This window comes from Marinomonas sp. ABL3_031 (genome assembly GCF_056161265.1).
In genome coordinates, this window is sequence record NZ_JBSWYU010000011.1 from 15,433 (window position 1) to 32,042 (window position 16,610).

Below are 16,610 nucleotides of genomic sequence, written 5' to 3' on the forward strand. Positions count from 1 at the left end.
GATAGGAGCTAAATGAAGGAAAAGAATCTAGCTCAAGTGACTGTCCTCTCAAATTACTATCTTTTCAAGTGCTATGGCAGCACAAGGTTTTCAATGGCTGCCTATTGCTTCGCAATGCTTCAAGAAAATAATTAATCCATCCCGCCAAAAATGTCTTTCTTTAATTGCTTAATGTCGCGACGCTCTTTCTTATTGGGCTTGTGATCCGCCATGATTCGACCGCCATATGACTTATGTTCAAGTGCTTTGCGTTCTCGTTTTTCGATGGATTCAGTTGTCTCTTCATAGAGTAATCTGGCCTCTGGTGCACCACGTCGTTGTTCGCTGACGGCTTTCACTTCTACGGTTTTTTCATCCCAACCAATACGTATACCAATCATGGCACCGACTTCAACATTTCGGCTGGCTTTGCCTTTACTACCGTTATAAGTGATCTTGCCACCATCAATAGCATCTTTGCACAAAGAGCGGGTTTTGAAAAAGCGAGCGGCCCATAGCCACTTATCTAAACGAACAGCTTGTAGTTCAGACGGTTTTTCTGTTTTACTCATAAGTTAATACATTGACCTTTATTCGTTGTCATGAGGCAGTTATGCAGGATGTAAATACACACCCAGTTTTCCAAGCACTGCAAAAAATCATACACCAAGCGGCGGCCGCTATCATGGAAATTTATCAAAGTGCCGACTTGGGTGTTGAGCAAAAATCCGATGACAGTCCGGTCACCGCAGCTGACTTGGCTGCCCATAAAGTGATTATTGCCGGTTTGCAAGCACTCACACCTAATATTCCAGTCTTGTCAGAAGAAGGTTCTGTCAGTTTAGAAGAACGGTTATCTTGGTCAACACTTTGGATCGTAGATCCTCTTGATGGGACGAAAGAGTTCATAAAGCGCAATGGTGAATTTAGCATTAATATTGCGCTAGTAGAGCAAGGTAATCCTATATTGGGTATGGTGTACTTGCCCACGACCTCAGAAGGCTATTTTGGCGTTACTCAGTCTTGGCAACAACTTCCAATTGGCGCGATCAAATGGCATGACGGTGCAGAAAGAGTCGCGAGTTATGAGGCCATAAATTTACGAGCGCCTCGAGAACCCATTATTGTTATGACCAGCCGCAGCCATGGCCCTGCTCTTCCAACGGATTTAAAAGAAACACTAAAGCAGTATTACCAACAAGTACGAGAGTTACCCAAAGGCAGTTCAATTAAAGGTTGTCGAATTGCGGAAGGTATTGCTGATTTGCATTTACGTCGAGGTCCGACCAGTGAATGGGATACTGCAGCGCAACAAGCGATAATAGAAGCGGCTGGTGGTATGCTGGTGACGCCTGAAGGTAAACCATTTCGTTATAACCAAAGAGAGACGTTGCTAAACGGTCACTTCTTTGTGGCGGGTGATGAAATTGCACCGCACATTATGCGTTGGTATGAGAACACAGAAACCAGCAACCCCGAAGGTGATAAACAAGACGAAAACTGAGTTTGTCTTACGCCTTAAGTCCGCCTTAGTCAGTCGAGAGTCGAGCCTAGATAGACATAGAAAATTTATATCTTTATTTTCAATAACAAAAAGCCGGTGTTTCACGTGAAACACCGGCTTTTTAATTTTTCTAGAATTGCTTTTTTTAATGCAAGTTTACAAGAGCAAAACTAACTAGCTTTAAGCCTTGCTACTATACGAGCGTGCGCTCGTTTAAGAAAGTCACTTTGAAGTGGTTGACTAATAGAGCGAGCAATGGAAACTGTACCTACTAAGGAAACAACGGTTTCTTCTGCTAGTTCTTCGGCGTTTGCTCTGGGTTTGCCATTTTTCTTAAGTATATTAGCAAGCCTATCAACTAGGCTGTCGAAGCAAGCTTGGTAAGCTTGGCGTACTTTTTCTTCTTTATGAGCAGCGTCTGTTACCAAGAATTCCAAAGGTGATGGGTGTTCTTGGTCCGTCTTGCTCCAGCTTAAATAACGAGTAACCAGTGCTTTTAGATGTGTCTCCTTCCCCTCAGTTTGCTTATCATCACGTGCCCAAAAAGCATGAGATGCTGCAAAATGCATGGCGGCTTCATACAGACTACTCTTTCCAGAAAAATGCGCGTAGAAGGCGCCATGCGTCATGTTAGCTTTTTGCATGATCTGCGTCAGCGTCACCCGATCGAAACCTCGAGAGCAAAATAACTTGGCTGCAGCTTGCAGTATACGCTGACGCGTTTGTTCCTTGTGCTTAGTCGTATAAGGCATGAAAAGATCTCCTTATTAAAATTCTCGCAATGACTTAATTTTACAGATGAAAGTACTTAGCTATAGCTTAATCTTACTCGGCAAAATGAAAAAAGCGACTTTATACATTATTTACCTACTTTATATCATGCTTCTGCTGATGAGTTGACATTTAACAAAATTAATCAGCAAGTCTCGTTATCCTTTTCAGCACCTCTTTCCTATTCATCAGACCTGAAACCTGAAAAGTGAAAACAAAATATTATCTTGATCATATTAACTCTGACTTTAGCATTAGGAAAACGAAATGAATTTGGTCATTAGTAAGGCTTGATCAATAAAATCAGACAAAAAATGAAAGTAATAAAAAGAGATAAATTATATAGAGAGGAAGGGCTATCATGTCGACAAAAGATCGAATAGTCATTACTGGCATGGGAATCGTATCGCCACTCGGTATTGGGGTAGATGCTGTGTGGAAAAAATTGATTGCAGGTGAATCTGGGATTCGAATCTTACCAGAAGTACTTTCTGGCAAGGTCCCCACTAAAATCGCAGGCCAAGTGCCAAGTATTACAGAACAAGACAACGGATTGGACGAATCGGATTATCTGTCACCAAAAGAAAGAAAACGTGTCGATCTGTTTACATTATTTGCTTTGGCTGCTGCAGATGAGGCCTTAAAACAGGCAAATTGGCTACCTGAAAACGAGACCGACAAACAAGCTACGGCCACAGTGATTGGCACAGGCATAGGTGGCTTCCCTACTATCACTAAAGCACATACAAGTTTGTTGGATTCAGGCCCAAAGCGTGTATCTGCTTTTACGGTGCCAGCGTTTCTGGCCAATTTAGCTGCGGGTAATGTCTCGCTTAAATATGGCTTTAAAGGCCCTATAGGTACACCAGTAACCGCCTGTGCCGCTGGTGCTCAAGCCATTGGCGACGCAATGCGATTATTACGTTCTGGCGAAGCTAAGGTGGCCCTAGCGGGCGGTACCGAAGCCTGCATCGATCCATTGTCTTTAGCGGGCTTTGGTGCGTTAAAAGCCTTGTCCATGAATAATGATCAGCCAGCGAAAGCGTCTCGTCCATTTGATGCTCATCGCGATGGCTTTGTAATGGGTGAAGGCGCAGGCCTGATTGTGATGGAAACCCTAGAACACGCTTTAGCAAGAGGCGCGACGCCATTAGTAGAAATCGTTGGCTATGGCACCAGTGCGGACGCTTACCATTTAACTTCTGGCCCAGAAAGTGGTGAAGGCGCTGCCTGTGCGATCAGCGCAGCACTTAAAATGGCTAATATCGACGTTGAACAAATTGGTTATGTTAATGCTCACGCCACATCCACTCCAGTGGGCGATCGTGGCGAAATCAACGCACTACGATCCATTTTTGCTGACAGGGTCGGTCAAGTCCCCGTGTCTTCGACTAAGTCATCCATAGGTCATTTGCTCGGTGCTGCTGGTGGTGTAGAGGCGATTTTCAGTGCCCAAGCAATATTATCAGGCACCCTTCCAGCTACGTTAAACCTCGACAATATTGATGAGTCTATGGCCGATTTGGACCTGATTCCACATACTGCAAGAGCGCAGTCTGTTGATTATGTCCTATCAGACAGCTTTGGATTTGGAGGAGTGAACGCCGCTTTGATTCTCAAGCGTTATCAAGCATGATGTTTCACGTGTAACGTTAACGTATTTTCAACGGCATTCAGAAAGCTTAAAAAAAGCCTGAAAGCCCATAAAAAAAAGCGACTCTGTGAATGTCACAGAGCCGCTTTTAATTACTAGCTACAGGTCTGACAAAAAGAGCGCCGTCATCCCATGAGTGTATTCGGTAACCACATCACCAATTCTGGGAAACACATACAAATGATGAGTACCAAGAGCTTGATAAGAACAAAGGGTGTAACCGATTTATAGATGTCCAACATGGTGATACCAGGTGGCGCTATGCCTTTCAAGTAAAATAGAGCAAAGCCATAAGGTGGCGTTTGAACCGCAATCTCAATGTTTAGAATCATCAAGATACCAAACCAGATAGGATCAAACCCCAGTGATACAGCAATAGGAGTAAAGATAGGCGCACACATCAAGACGATAATGAATTCATCGATAATGAAACCAAGCAATAGCATGATGAGCTGGAACATTATGATGACCATAATAGGCGATAGGCCAAGATCTTGAGTGAAGCTGGCCACCATGTTTTGCACACCCATTAGCAAATGGAAGTTACTGAACACAGTTGCACCAAAAATAATCCACATTGCCACGCTGACGAGAAGTGCTGCTTGCAATCCTGCGTTACGCACCATGCGAGGTTTAAAGCGTTTAAACAACACCGCCAAACACACTGCACCAACAACGCCAATGGCACCAGATTCCGTCGGGGTGGCGATACCCGTGATGATACTGCCTAATACTGCAACAATAAGCAGCAGAGACAGAAGACCATCTCGCGCAGTAAACCACTTTTCTTTCAGCGTCGGGGCTACTTCAGGAGCTTTGTCCAAAGGGGCTTTACTGTGATCAAGCTTACAGGCAATCACCACATAAGCAATCAGCAACACAATGGTGATGGCCGCTGGTACCAGTGCGGCAATGAACATGCGCCCTACCGAATTTTGTGTCGCCGAAGCAAACATGATCATGGGAATGCTAGGGGGGATTAAAATGCCAAGACCACCACCTGCCATGATGACACCCAGAGCCAAACGCTTATTGTATCCACGTTCTAACATAGGACGTAAGGCAATACTGCCGGATGTCATGATACCCGCGCCTATGATACCAACCATAGCGCCAATCATTGAACACACAATGATAACGCTGATGGCTAATGAACCTCGCACTTTACCAATCAACATTTGACTGGCATTGAACATGGCATCGCCAATGCCGGAACGTGTTAACAATTGTCCCATGTAGATATACAAAGGAATAGCTAACAAAATAAAGCTAAAGTGAGTGGCTTCTAACGTGGTAGGAATCACATTAAAAAGGCCATCGCCCCAAGTAATGTAACCTACTGCCATAGCAATACCACCTAGGCCTAAGCCGACGGGTGCACCCAAAGCGAAGGTGACAAGAATACAAAGTAATAAAACGCCAGTAAGCAATTCGATACTAATCATTTGGCGTTTCCTCTTGATTACGAATGGAGTCTGGAAGTAATGTTTTTCCGCTAAACAAGTGAAAACCTTCCTCTAATAAATCACTGCTTAATTGCAGCCCAAGCATAAAACTGGCAACGGCCATCATCACCCAGTAATGATGCATGTGTGGGGCCCATTCACTTTGACGGCGATAGTTGAACTGTAAGGCTTCCTCGAATTTGCCGATGCTCATTTTGCAAATAATGGTGACAAAGAAGATGGCGAGGCAGAAAGAAATAATGTTGAACAAACTGCGCATGCGTGGCGACACTTTGTTGTAAAGAATATCGACGTTTATATGGGCTCGCTGTTGTTGCGCGTAGGCACCGCCTAATGCGGCAATATAACCAAAAATAAACAGGGATAAGTCGTATGCCCAGATGGTCGGTTTGTTTAGAAAGTAGCGTGAGAACACTTCGAAGGCTACCACAAACGCCAATACCGGCATCAAATAAGATATGGATTTGCCGACAAAAGCCACCAGCGCATGAATGGCGAGGCAATAGCGCCTGATCGCTGTCTCTATCATTGTGTAATACCTTAAAAGGATAGGAAGGGTTGGTTGTGCGTTATAACCAAATATTAAAAACAAAGGAGACAGTTAGCCTGTCTCCTTTGCTTATTGTATCAATCCTTTGATGAAAAGCTTACTTAGTTTGCTTCTTTACGAAGGACTTCGATCAACTCAGCGCTGTACTTGTCGCCTTTCGCGTATTCGTCCCAAAGACCAGCACCCGCAGCTTGCCATGCTGCTTTATCCGCTGCACTTGGCTCTGGGCTCCACTGAAGACCTTTTTCTTCCATTTCAGCAACGGCTTGAGATTCCCACAACTTAGACTTAGTCAATTGCTCACGAGCGTGAACTGTTGTTGCTGCAGAAACAATGGCTTGTAGGTCTGGAGACAATTTGCTCCAAGCACTGCGGTTTACAATAATTGGCAACACTTGAGCACCCGCTAGTGGTAGTGGGTACATGTATTTTGCTACTTCAACGTGATTACCGTCACGGTGGTCGATCATGTTAGAACCGATAGAACCGTCGATTACGCCAGTAGAAAGAGACGTGTAGATTTCACCCCAAGCAAGCGATACCGGAGATGCCCCAAGGTTACGTAGGAATTTACCGTAGGCACCTGGCGCACGGATTTTCAAACCTTGGAAATCTTCAATTGAGTTGATTGGCTCTTTGGTTAGAACGTAAACCGCAGGTTGGATGTATGGGTCAAGCCAAACAAGGCCTTGAGAACCGTAAGCTTCTTTTAGGATCGGCGCCCATCCTTTTTCTTGGAATAAGGTAGTTAACTCCGCAGCATCGTCTGTGCCGCCTGGTAGACCAATTTCAACGATACCAGCAGGTAGTTCACCAGCATGCAAAGATTGGAAAGGAGCACCCATAGTGATTAGGCCAGATTTCACTGCACCAAGAATACCGGTTGAACCCACGCCTTCACCAGAGTACAAAACTTGTACCTTGATACGACCATTAGACATGGTTTCAATGTTTTTAGCTAAGCTTTCGTAAACTTCACCGAATGCACTGCCACGGCTGTATAGATTTGCAAAACGCCAGTTGTGTTCAGCGGCTTGAGCTGCCGTTGATGCCAATGCACCTAAACCAAGAGCCACAGCTAGCGAACCTGCGACCAAACGTTTTTTTGCTTTGTGAATTGTTTTTAACATGAACTACCTCATAAACAAAGTTTGCGGAAAAAGGTCACTAACCTAAAGTTGTGACAATTTGTAATCGATATTTTCAAAAAGCGTTATGGGGTTAAAGCGCACAAAACTCATCTAAAGTTTTGTTATCACCAAACAATCGTCAAAGTAAAAAACTTTTAAAATCAATAAGCTAACCATAATAAAGCACCAAAGTTGTGCCTTGTGGTATAAATTTGTGCAAAAAAGACGTGCCACTCTGCTTTGATTAAGTTTAACTTATTGGTCTAGTGCTTTGATATACATGCATATTTTTTACAAACTTAATATCACATTAAGGATGATAGATCTTTGCTTTTTTAGCACTATTTTGGTGCAATAAGAGCGCATTTAAGGAATAGAGTAATTAAAAGTGAAAAGATACGAACAAATCTGTTTAAGTGAGTAGATTTGTTCGTATGTGATAAAGCGTTAAGACAGTTCAAATCCTTGAATCTGTTTGGCTAAGGCTTGGGTTTGCAAGTGAATATTTTGATTGCCTGCTTGAATGGATTCTGTGGCGTTGTGATTATCCTTTATCTCTTTTGCAATAACATCCATATCTTGTGCCATTTGAGTGGTGGTTAACGCCACTTCTTGAATGGCCTGAGTAATTTCTTGGGTGTTTTGCATAGCATCTAAGGTATTTTTTTCAATTTGTTGAATGGTGGTTACCGCCGTTTCACCTTGCTGTTTGCTTTGTTCGACACGCGATAAGCTAAGGCTCATCGCATGGATAACCGCTTGTGTCTCACGCTGAATGTTTTCCACTTTTGCCGTAATGTCTCGTGACGCTTTCACTGTTTGTTCGGATAGGGCTTTCACTTCATCCGCCACCACGGCAAAACCTCTTCCTAACTCACCCGCTCGAGCCGCTTCAATGGCAGCATTCAGTGCTAATAGACTGGTTTGTTCAGCAACACCAACAATCAATTCAATCACCACATCGATTTCTTTGGATAAGGCACCAAGACGATCAACTCGGCTGTTGGTTTGTTGAATGGCTTCAGCAACTTCACTGATACTGGACATAGCTTGTTTCATTGTTACAGCACCGCTACTGGCAGATTCGTAAGCCAACTGCGCACCGTGCGCCACGGCTTGTGTCATGTTTCTGACGGTATCTGCGGTTGCAGAAATTTCTTCTGTTGCCGTTGCCATGGTATTACTGCGATCGCGAATGCGCTCGCTACCATTGACAATGGTGTGCACACCAGTTTCCAAATCATCAACTGTTAGCATGAGTTTTTCATTGCTGGTCAATAAATGCCCAACTAATTGATGAAGCTCATTGGACATAGATTGCGACGCCATAGAAAGTTGCTGAAACTCATCGGGATTGTTCGTCGACAAAGACAGTTGTTTTGAACTGAGTTTGCCTTGCGCGACTTGTTTGATAATCGTCAGAACCGCCGCAAGATTTTTATTCAGGGAACGCATTACTGTGATTAGGATAAAACCTATGATGCCTGCTAAAGCTAAGCTGGCAATAATGAGTGAGCTGCGAGCTTGCTGTGCTGTGTTGGTGGCATCATTTTGAGCTGCGACTAACAAGGTGTTTTGTAGATAATTAGCACTGTCATCCATAATGGAAATAAAATCATGACTTAAATTGGCCTGTTGAATTTGCTGCGCTTCAATCTGGCTAGCCAGAGTAATGACGGGGTGCAAGGCGTCTTCATAGGTTTGAATGTCAGCATTAAACACATCGCCAAAGCCGATATTATTCACTGTGTCTTTTAGCCTATTAAGGCTGTCCATTAGGCTTGATTGATGACTTTGATCAGGGTAAGCCAAAAAGTCTTTTTCTTTATTACGTACTTCTTTAAAGCTGGATGCAAAGCTGGCAAGTGTGCTGAACTTTTCTTCTAAGGTATTTGCTGCTTGGTTCAAATAACGTAAAGCACCGGATTGATCGTCTACTCCCAATTGGGACAAGTCATTGAGATTGTTATCCAATAAATTTAAATAGTTAGGTAACAAGGTTTGACTTCGTTCCAGCAGCTCACTGCCCTCTTGGTCAATCAGTCCTGGTTTGATCTGAAAACCGCTTTCGGTGATCTGTTTGATTTGTGCTAAATCTTGTTTAACCTGCGCAAGGCTTTGTGGCGAGATAGTGGATATATCGCGTTCTAACTTGAGTAAGGCGACTTCGATGTTTTTGACTTGTGTTGTTAAGGTGCTTAAATCACTGGCATCATTGGCGGTGACTGACATATTGCTGAGATTATAAATAGAGTAGGCACCAAAGCCGCCATAACCGACAGAAACCAAGACTACGATAGCGATAAGTTTCTGGCGTACTGATAATGCGATTGACATGATGAGCTCCCTTGAACCGCGCTTAAATACAACGCATTTATAAAAAAAGCCCGCCTACCTTAATTAGATAGTCAGGCTAAAAAATGTGCTGGAAGGATAAAATGAACTGTTGCGTAAGGCAAAAAATCCATATCTAAGGTATAACCGAGCCAATACTGAAAGCCGATACGCGTTTTCTAGAAAAATCGTATCTGTATTTGACTGTCTTTACCTTAATCAAGGCTAAGGTGGGATGAAAGACGATTGATTCAATGTAAAGTTAGAGGTTTAACGAACATAATTGGTAAACTACCGAGTTTTGATCGTTGTCAGAATATAGAAATTGGGCGCAATGATTATGTATTCCGGTATATGAGGTAAGCAATGAGTACAAAAAACTATTCACTAGGGCAAGTTGGTGATTATGAAATCAAGCAACTTAAAGTCTTTAAGACGGTAGTGGACTGTGGTGGCTTTTCGGCAGCAGAAACCTCATTGAACATAGGTCGTTCGACTATTAGCCTGCATATTTCCAATTTAGAATCACGTTTGAATCTCGTCTTGTGTAAGCGAGGTCGTGGTGGTTTTTCCCTAACAGAAGAAGGCGTCATTATTTATGAAATGACGGAAAAGTTACTAGAATCGTTGGATGCTTTTCGAACCACAGTCAATAATTTGAATGCCAGCTTAACGGGCAAATTGCGTTTGGCTTTGTCAGATAAAGTTAGCTTAGATCCGCGTAGTCATTTCCCCGAGCTGATTCAACGTTTTGCCAGTGAAGCACCTGAGGTTTCTATTACCACCAATGTGGCTTCCATGGCCGACATTGAAAGAATGATATTGAACGACGAAGCCGACATTGGTTTTATTCCGTATCATCGCAAGTTAGATGGTTTGGATTACGTACATTTGTACACTGATGACTGTTATCTGTACTGCGGCAAACATCATCCACTGGCGAGTTTATCTAGCGCTGAACAGGCTGAACAAGCGGATGTTTATCCAGCCACTCATGCGGGGTTAAAGCCACACGAAGCGGTGAGTGAACAAATCTCGCAAATGAACCTAACGGCCATTTCCTATTTCTATGACAGTCGTTTGGCCTTGATTTTATCAGGTCAATACATAGGGTTTTTGCCTGAGCAATATGCTCAGTCTTATGTGGACAAAGGTGACATCGTTGCCGTCGCACCTACGAACAAGTCTTATACTCTAGGTGTGGCGGTGATTTGCAAGAAAACCACTCAGCCTAACAAGCCTCGAGAACTCTTCCTTAAAGTGCTACACCAAACGGTGGAAGATTTAATCGTTGCGCCATTTTAAACACTAGCAAACACATTGATTTTCCTTGGCTAGCAGCCAGCTCACAAAGGCTTGAATGCGTTTTCTACGGGGCGAGTTTTTGGCATGGCTTAGGTAGAATTCAATGGGTGACTTCAGAGCCCGTGGATAAGCTTGAACTAAACTGCCTTCGTCTAATTCACTTTGTACCATGAATTTTGGGCATAGAAAGACGCCATGCCCGGCTTTTACCGCACTGATTCCCATGTACCAAGAAGTCACTTCTGCCCACAGTAAGTTGTCACTGTTGAGAGCGGAAATCTGTTGTTCATTGAACCAAGTACGCCAGCGATATTGTGGTAAATCCACTTGAATGAGCCAGCAGCGGAGCAGATCGGTCGGCTGTTTGACCTTGATTCTCTCGGCCAGTTCAGGAGAAAAAACCGGAATGACTTCAGATGATACTAATAAGTCTTGTGCTGTGTTGTCGTCCGTATTGAGGTGATTATCGATAATGACATCCACTTTACCAGAGTGAATGTCTTCCCTTTCATCCGAGGAAAAGAGTTTTACATTCACTCCTGGGTACAGATCTGAAAATCTCCATAATTTAGGCATCAAACAAAGGGACACAAAACTTTGTAAGCCGGATACTCGCAAGGTACCTTCCAGCGGTTCGAGTTTGACGCTTTCCAAGCCTTTACTGACATGATCAAAAGCTTGTGTCAGATGACGTGCCAATTCTTGGCCATGAACCGTCAGCCGCATTTCTCGCCCTAAGCGATAAAACAAAGACACGCCCAGATATTCTTCTAATAAACGAATTTGCTGACTCACTGCTGCCTGAGAAACATTCAGCTGCTCTGCTGCCTTGGTATAGCTTAAGGTTTGGCTGGCAACGGAGAAATAATGACTGGCTTTAAGGTGCGTTACTCTGTGGCTCATAGGCTATTATCCATAAGATTTTCTAATCTTTACCGAAAGAATATAACATTCGTTTTTATCCTGTTTTAGCGCAACAATAAAGCCTTAATAGACAGGAGGTGAGCTTATGCAGGTTTTACTACACTGGGTTAATCAAAAGATTTTGTTATTAATCAAACAGATGAAAGCAGCGCATGAAAAGCGTAAAAGACAGGCGGAGTTGCAAGAAGTAGAGATGCAAACGCGAAACTTACCTGATTATCTTCGCAAGGATTTAGGACTACCACCGTATGATAGCGGTCGCAAGCGAGATCATAATTAGGTGCATTACGTATTAAGCATAAAAAAGCCACTTACTCTGTAAGTGGCTTAGCGGCTTTATCACTTAACTTGTTAGCTTAAAGAGGACAAGCTGAACACAAGCTTATTAAGAAAGAGTTAAACAAGCTCTTTGAAGCAGCGCTTGAAGATTTCCATACCTTCATCAATGATGTCCATCTCGATGGTCAGAGCAGGTAGGAAACGAATGACGTTACCGCGAATACCACAAGACAGTAGTACCAAACCGTTTTCAGAAGCTTTCGCTGACAATTGTTTCGCTAACTCTGGGTATGGCTTGTTTACATCGCCATCGTGAACGAATTCTACCGCGATCATAGCGCCGGCATTACGCACATCGCCAATGATGTTCGGGTAGGCTTGCTGCATTTCAGTTAGGTGTTTGACAAAGTGGTCACCCACTTGCACAGCACGTTCACACAGTTTCTCTTCTTCGATGATATCAAATACCGCAAGACCTGCCGCACAACCTACAGGAGAACCACCGTACGTACCGCCCAAACCACCAGGAATGGGTGCGTCCATGATGTCGGCTTTACCAACCACGGCAGCAATAGGGAAACCACCCGCAATGCCTTTTGCTGCTGTCATTAGATCCGCTTCAATGCCTGCTTGTTCGTGGCAGAACGTAGTCCCAGTACGAGCAAAACCGGCTTGGATTTCATCAAGGATCAACAAAATGCCGTGTTCATCACACAAAGCACGAAGTTTCTGTAAGAAACTCGCTGACGCCATGTAGAAACCACCTTCACCTTGCACTGGTTCAATGATAATAGCCGCAACGCGAGAAGGTTCAATATCACAAGTGAAGCGCATTTGTAGGTCAGCAAGTGCTTGCTCTTCAGTAATGCCTAAGTAGTCATTTGGATAAGGCACGTGGAAAATATCGCTTGGAAATGGACCGAAACCAATTTTATAAGGATTTACTTTACCTGTTAGTCCCATGGTCATATTGGTACGACCGTGGAAACCACCATTGAACGCGATAATACCCGGACGACCAGTATGAGCACGAGCAATCTTCACGCAGTTTTCAACCGCTTCCGCACCCGTTGTCACAAAGATGGACTTCTTAGGTGTGTCGCCAGGTGCCGCCGCATTGAGCTTTTCTGCCAGTTCAACAGCAGACTCATAAGGACTAACCATAACGCAAGTGTGTGTAAAGCGCTCTAGCTGTGCTTGTACCGCAGCTTTCACTTTAGGATGATTGTGACCTGTATTGACTACCGCAATACCCGCACCAAAATCAATGTGACGCTTGCCTTCAACATCCCAAATTTCCGCATTTACGGCACGATCAACGTACAGCTGCGCCATATTGCCTTGACCACGGGCAATAGCCACTTCTTTGCGTTTTTGTAAGTCAGCGTTTTTCATTTAGGTTACCTTGTTATGAAAGAGTTACACAGCCAGCCAAATAGGCTGGCTTGTTTCATTAAATCTATGGAATGAGCTGGAAGGCTCAAATGGTGTTTAGGCTAAGCCACCCATACATAGGTACTTAGTTTCCACGTATTCATCGATTCCGTATTTAGAGCCTTCACGACCGCTACCGGATTCTTTTACACCACCGAATGGCGCGACTTCACTGGAGATCAAGCCTTCGTTGATACCAACCATGCCGTATTCTAGGGCTTCTGATACACGCCAGATGCGACCCAGGTTTTGGGAATAGAAGTAAGATGCCAAACCAAATGGGGTATTGTTTGCCATGGCAACCGCTTCTTCTTCGGTTTTGAATTTAAACAAAGGCGCAACTGGACCAAAGATTTCATTGGAAAAAATATCCATTTCTTCGGTTACGCCAGTAAGCACTGTAGGCTCAAAGAATTGCGCCCCAGCACCTTGCGCTACGCCACCACCGATCAAGGCTTTAGCGCCTTTTGACACAGCGTCTTCAACCAATTGCTCTACTTTGTTGATGGCTGCGCCATTGATGAGAGGGCCAATATTGACGCCTTCTGCGAAACCGTCGCCTGTTTTAAAGCTGGCAACACGTTGTGCCAGTTTTTCAGCAAAAGCGTCGTAGATACCTTCTTGAACTAGGATACGGTTGGCGCACACACAAGTTTGACCTGCATTGCGGTATTTCGAGTTGATTGCCCCTTCTAGCGCTGTATCTAGATCAGCATCATCAAAGACAATGAAAGGTGCGTTACCGCCTAATTCCATGGAGGTGCGTTTCACGGTTTGCGCACATTGTGACAGTAGTAACTTGCCTACTGGGGTTGAGCCAGTGAAGCTTAGTTTACGGACAATGGGGTTACCTGTTAGCACACCACCAATGTCTTTGGCGTTTTTGCCTACAACAACGTTCAGTACTCCAGCTGGAATTCCGGCTTGATGAGCCAATTCCGCTAGGGCAAGGGCACACAAAGGGGTTTCGTCAGAGGGTTTGATGACTATGGTACAACCTGCTGCCAACGCTGGGCCGGCTTTACGGGTAATCATGGCAATTGGAAAATTCCAAGGGGTAATCGCTGCCACAACGCCGATGCCTTGTTTGATGGTAAGCACACGTCGATCATTAGCAAAAGTGGGAATCACATCACCGTATAAACGACGCGCTTCGTCAGCAAACCAGTCAATAAAAGACGCACCATAAGCCACTTCCCCTTTGGCTTCGGTAAAAGGTTTACCCTGTTCTAGGGTCATCAACTTAGCAAGATCATCTTGATTGTCCAGAATCAGCTGATTCCAACGACGCAACAAGGTAGCGCGTTCTTTGGCGGTCAGTGCTTGCCATGCTTTTTGTGCTTTTTCTGCCGCTTCCACGGCTTGAGTGGTTTCCTCTGCTCCAAGATCCGCTACATCAATAATGTGCTCGCCGTTGGCAGGATTGGTAATGGCAAAAGTATTACCTGATTTGGCCGCAATCCATTCACCACCAATATAAGAGTGGCTTTTCAACAATTCAGGCTGAGAAAGTGTGACATTCATAATAGGCTCCAGACTTGGCTGTGGAGAAAAATTCAGTACCTAACCCTTACAAAAAGGGTACTGCTCGTTGCAATAGATTCCTTGTAGTTCTCGATAGTAGGCAAAGGCAAAGCGTTGAAAAATGAGAAGCTATCAATGCTTTGTTTGATGATATTCAAACATAATACTCATCAGGAGGTATTGCTCTGTTAAGAGACTGAATAAGCTTGAGGAAAAAAAATGATGGAGAGACATGGCCAGCTGCTTTGTCGAGCAGCCAGCGATGTCTTAAACAAAGTGATGTCTTAAACAAGAGTTTAGCGTTTTCTATTCGGCAAATCGGTAATGGTGCCAGCGCCCAGTTCGGCGGCCAAACCAACGGATTCATGCAAGCTTGGGTGAGCATGAATGGTCAATGCAATGTCTTCTAAGGTGGCACCAAACTCAATGGCGAGGGTCAGTTCACCGAGCAATTCGCCAGCATGCGCTCCGACTATGCCAGCGCCTAAGACGCGTTCAGTTGCTTCATCGTAGATGAGTTTTGTTTTACCTTGAGTGATGCCTGAAGCGATGGCGCGACCACTGGCACGCCATGGAAAAACCGCACTTTTCACCGCGATATTTTGTGCTTTCGCAGCGGTTTCGGTTAATCCTACCCAAGCGACTTCAGGGAAGGTGTAGGCAATGGATGGTATCGCCAAAGGTTGGAAATCCACCTTGTGCCCGGCAATGACTTCCGCTGCGATATGACCTTGATGAGAGGCTTTATGGGCCAGCATAGGACCATGAGTGACATCGCCAATGGCGAAGATATTAGGTACAGATGTTTTGCATTGATTATCAGTAATAACAAACCCTCTGTCGTCGACCGCCACGCCTATGTCAGCAATACCAGCGTTTTTGCCATTAGGAGAACGACCTACAGCGACTAACACAGCATCTACTGCTAGCTGTCGTTCACCCGCTTGCTCTTTTAGCTGTACTAGTAAAGACTCAGGTGTCGCTTGAATATCCGTTACCTGGGTGTTCGTTAGGAAGGTCATGCGGTCTTTGTTGGTTTGTTCGAAGACTCGCACCAGATCTTTATCCGCTCCTGTCATGATCTGATCACCCAGCTCTGCAACGGAGATTTTGGCTCCCAAAGCTTGATAAACCGTGGCCATCTCCAAGCCAATGATGCCGCCGCCTAATACCAACATGTGCTGGGGAATACGCTCAAGTTGTAAGGCACTGGTGGCATCCAAAATACGTGGGTCGTCATAAGGCGCAAAAGGCAAACGAATCGCTCTTGAGCCTACCGCAATGATGGCATGTTTAAAGTTCAAAACCTCTTTGGCATCACTTTGTGCTTCATCGTGTTTTGTTATTTGGATTTGATTGGTGGATAAAAATCGCCCTTCGCCGTGGAAAATCTCAACCTTACGACCTTTTGCCATCAAAGCGAGATTGCCCGTGAGGGTATCAACAGTGGTTTGTCTATGATGGCGTATGGCGTCTAAGTCGATTTGAGGTTTGCCATAAGTCACACCGTGAGCCTCTTCATCGGCCATACGAATTTTACCGGCCACATGCAGCAAGGCTTTAGAAGGAATGCAGCCAACGTTTAAGCACACACCGCCAAGGGCCGCGTGACGTTCTATCATGGCAACCTTTAAACCCAAATCAGCGGCACGAAAGGCAGCCGCATAACCACCAGGGCCACTGCCCAGTACGATCAAATCAAATGTTTTCATAGGAAAGTCTCTTACCTATCAGTAGATAGATGGAATATAGCTTG

14 protein-coding genes are annotated in these 16,610 nt (G+C 44.5%); 4 read left to right on the forward strand and 10 right to left on the reverse strand.

Annotation, left to right across the window (positions count from 1 at the left end; genetic code table 11):
* Nucleotides 1-131 precede the first annotated feature (131 nt).
* Entirely contained in the window at nt 132-551 is a 420-nt protein-coding gene (locus ACXAH2_RS12575; protein WP_475078946.1) for an RNA-binding S4 domain-containing protein, read from the reverse strand.
* 41 nt (nt 552-592) lie between these two features.
* Between ACXAH2_RS12575 and cysQ the strand changes: the two genes are divergently transcribed.
* Nucleotides 593-1,483, forward strand: coding sequence for a 3'(2'),5'-bisphosphate nucleotidase CysQ (cysQ, locus tag ACXAH2_RS12580; RefSeq protein ID WP_475078947.1), 891 nt, complete (start codon nt 593-595; stop codon nt 1,481-1,483).
* 170 nt (nt 1,484-1,653) lie between these two features.
* Here the strand turns inward: cysQ and ACXAH2_RS12585 are convergent, their stop codons facing one another.
* The gene (locus ACXAH2_RS12585) at nt 1,654-2,235 is read right to left on the reverse strand and encodes a TetR/AcrR family transcriptional regulator (protein WP_475078948.1); all 582 of its coding nucleotides are present in this window, start codon (nt 2,233-2,235) and stop codon (nt 1,654-1,656) included.
* Between the two features lie 380 nt (nt 2,236-2,615).
* On the opposite strand from ACXAH2_RS12585, the gene fabF reads away from it, so the two are divergent.
* Complete coding sequence (fabF, locus tag ACXAH2_RS12590; protein WP_475078949.1) at nt 2,616-3,890, forward strand: beta-ketoacyl-ACP synthase II; 1,275 nt, start codon at nt 2,616-2,618, stop codon at nt 3,888-3,890.
* A 143-nt stretch (nt 3,891-4,033) separates the two neighbouring features.
* Here fabF and ACXAH2_RS12595 read toward each other — a convergent pair whose 3' ends face one another.
* The 4 genes from ACXAH2_RS12595 to ACXAH2_RS12610 form a co-directional block, all read right to left on the reverse strand.
* Complete coding sequence (locus ACXAH2_RS12595) at nt 4,034-5,353, reverse strand: TRAP transporter large permease (RefSeq protein ID WP_475078951.1); 1,320 nt, start codon at nt 5,351-5,353, stop codon at nt 4,034-4,036.
* Nucleotides 5,346-5,903: a TRAP transporter small permease subunit gene (locus tag ACXAH2_RS12600; RefSeq protein ID WP_475078952.1), complete on the reverse strand. Its 558-nt coding sequence runs from the start codon at nt 5,901-5,903 to the stop codon at nt 5,346-5,348. The genes ACXAH2_RS12595 and ACXAH2_RS12600 overlap by 8 nt, the downstream gene beginning before the upstream one ends.
* Nucleotides 5,904-6,025: 122 nt before the next feature.
* On the reverse strand, nt 6,026-7,054 hold the full coding sequence (locus ACXAH2_RS12605; protein ID WP_475078954.1) for a TRAP transporter substrate-binding protein: 1,029 nt from the start codon (nt 7,052-7,054) through the stop codon (nt 6,026-6,028).
* Nucleotides 7,055-7,501: 447 nt separating this feature from the next.
* Entirely contained in the window at nt 7,502-9,391 is a 1,890-nt protein-coding gene (locus tag ACXAH2_RS12610; RefSeq protein WP_475078956.1) for a methyl-accepting chemotaxis protein, read from the reverse strand.
* A gap of 363 nt (nt 9,392-9,754) precedes the next feature.
* On the opposite strand from ACXAH2_RS12610, the gene ACXAH2_RS12615 reads away from it, so the two are divergent.
* Nucleotides 9,755-10,693: a LysR family transcriptional regulator gene (locus ACXAH2_RS12615; protein ID WP_475078958.1), complete on the forward strand. Its 939-nt coding sequence runs from the start codon at nt 9,755-9,757 to the stop codon at nt 10,691-10,693.
* Nucleotides 10,694-10,696: 3 nt separating this feature from the next.
* On the opposite strand, the gene ACXAH2_RS12620 is transcribed toward ACXAH2_RS12615, so the two are convergent.
* A complete protein-coding gene (locus ACXAH2_RS12620) occupies nt 10,697-11,596 on the reverse strand; it encodes a LysR substrate-binding domain-containing protein (RefSeq protein ID WP_475078959.1) in 900 nt (299 codons plus the stop codon).
* A 106-nt stretch (nt 11,597-11,702) separates the two neighbouring features.
* Here ACXAH2_RS12620 and ACXAH2_RS12625 point away from each other — a divergent pair, with 106 nt between their 5' ends.
* Nucleotides 11,703-11,897 (forward strand): hypothetical protein, encoded by a 195-nt coding sequence (locus tag ACXAH2_RS12625; RefSeq protein WP_475078960.1) that lies wholly within the window; start codon nt 11,703-11,705, stop codon nt 11,895-11,897.
* A gap of 116 nt (nt 11,898-12,013) precedes the next feature.
* Here the strand turns inward: ACXAH2_RS12625 and gabT are convergent, their stop codons facing one another.
* The 3 genes from gabT to lpdA form a co-directional block, all read right to left on the reverse strand.
* Nucleotides 12,014-13,291, reverse strand: a complete 1,278-nt coding sequence (gene gabT, locus ACXAH2_RS12630; RefSeq protein ID WP_475078961.1) for a 4-aminobutyrate--2-oxoglutarate transaminase — start codon at nt 13,289-13,291, stop codon at nt 12,014-12,016.
* 96 nt (nt 13,292-13,387) lie between these two features.
* Nucleotides 13,388-14,854 (reverse strand): NAD-dependent succinate-semialdehyde dehydrogenase, encoded by a 1,467-nt coding sequence (locus ACXAH2_RS12635; RefSeq protein ID WP_475078963.1) that lies wholly within the window; start codon nt 14,852-14,854, stop codon nt 13,388-13,390.
* 296 nt (nt 14,855-15,150) lie between these two features.
* On the reverse strand, nt 15,151-16,566 hold the full coding sequence (gene lpdA, locus ACXAH2_RS12640; protein WP_475078965.1) for a dihydrolipoyl dehydrogenase: 1,416 nt from the start codon (nt 16,564-16,566) through the stop codon (nt 15,151-15,153).
* Between the last annotated feature and the right edge of the window lie 44 nt (nt 16,567-16,610).

What these genes read in the sequence shown, in the direction of transcription:
- ACXAH2_RS12585 (WP_475078948.1), bottom strand. Translation starts at nt 2,235, where the DNA reads ATGCCTTATACGACTAAGCACAAGGAACAAACGCGTCAGCGTATACTG.
- ACXAH2_RS12625 (WP_475078960.1), top strand. Translation starts at nt 11,703, where the DNA reads ATGCAGGTTTTACTACACTGGGTTAATCAAAAGATTTTGTTATTAATC.
- lpdA (WP_475078965.1), bottom strand. Translation starts at nt 16,566, where the DNA reads ATGAAAACATTTGATTTGATCGTACTGGGCAGTGGCCCTGGTGGTTAT.
- gabT (WP_475078961.1), bottom strand. Translation starts at nt 13,291, where the DNA reads ATGAAAAACGCTGACTTACAAAAACGCAAAGAAGTGGCTATTGCCCGT.
- fabF (WP_475078949.1), top strand. Translation starts at nt 2,616, where the DNA reads ATGTCGACAAAAGATCGAATAGTCATTACTGGCATGGGAATCGTATCG.
- ACXAH2_RS12620 (WP_475078959.1), bottom strand. Translation starts at nt 11,596, where the DNA reads ATGAGCCACAGAGTAACGCACCTTAAAGCCAGTCATTATTTCTCCGTT.
- ACXAH2_RS12610 (WP_475078956.1), bottom strand. Translation starts at nt 9,391, where the DNA reads ATGTCAATCGCATTATCAGTACGCCAGAAACTTATCGCTATCGTAGTC.
- ACXAH2_RS12575 (WP_475078946.1), bottom strand. Translation starts at nt 551, where the DNA reads ATGAGTAAAACAGAAAAACCGTCTGAACTACAAGCTGTTCGTTTAGAT.
- ACXAH2_RS12595 (WP_475078951.1), bottom strand. Translation starts at nt 5,353, where the DNA reads ATGATTAGTATCGAATTGCTTACTGGCGTTTTATTACTTTGTATTCTT.
- ACXAH2_RS12605 (WP_475078954.1), bottom strand. Translation starts at nt 7,054, where the DNA reads ATGTTAAAAACAATTCACAAAGCAAAAAAACGTTTGGTCGCAGGTTCG.
- cysQ (WP_475078947.1), top strand. Translation starts at nt 593, where the DNA reads ATGCAGGATGTAAATACACACCCAGTTTTCCAAGCACTGCAAAAAATC.
- ACXAH2_RS12635 (WP_475078963.1), bottom strand. Translation starts at nt 14,854, where the DNA reads ATGAATGTCACACTTTCTCAGCCTGAATTGTTGAAAAGCCACTCTTAT.
- ACXAH2_RS12615 (WP_475078958.1), top strand. Translation starts at nt 9,755, where the DNA reads ATGAGTACAAAAAACTATTCACTAGGGCAAGTTGGTGATTATGAAATC.
- ACXAH2_RS12600 (WP_475078952.1), bottom strand. Translation starts at nt 5,903, where the DNA reads ATGATAGAGACAGCGATCAGGCGCTATTGCCTCGCCATTCATGCGCTG.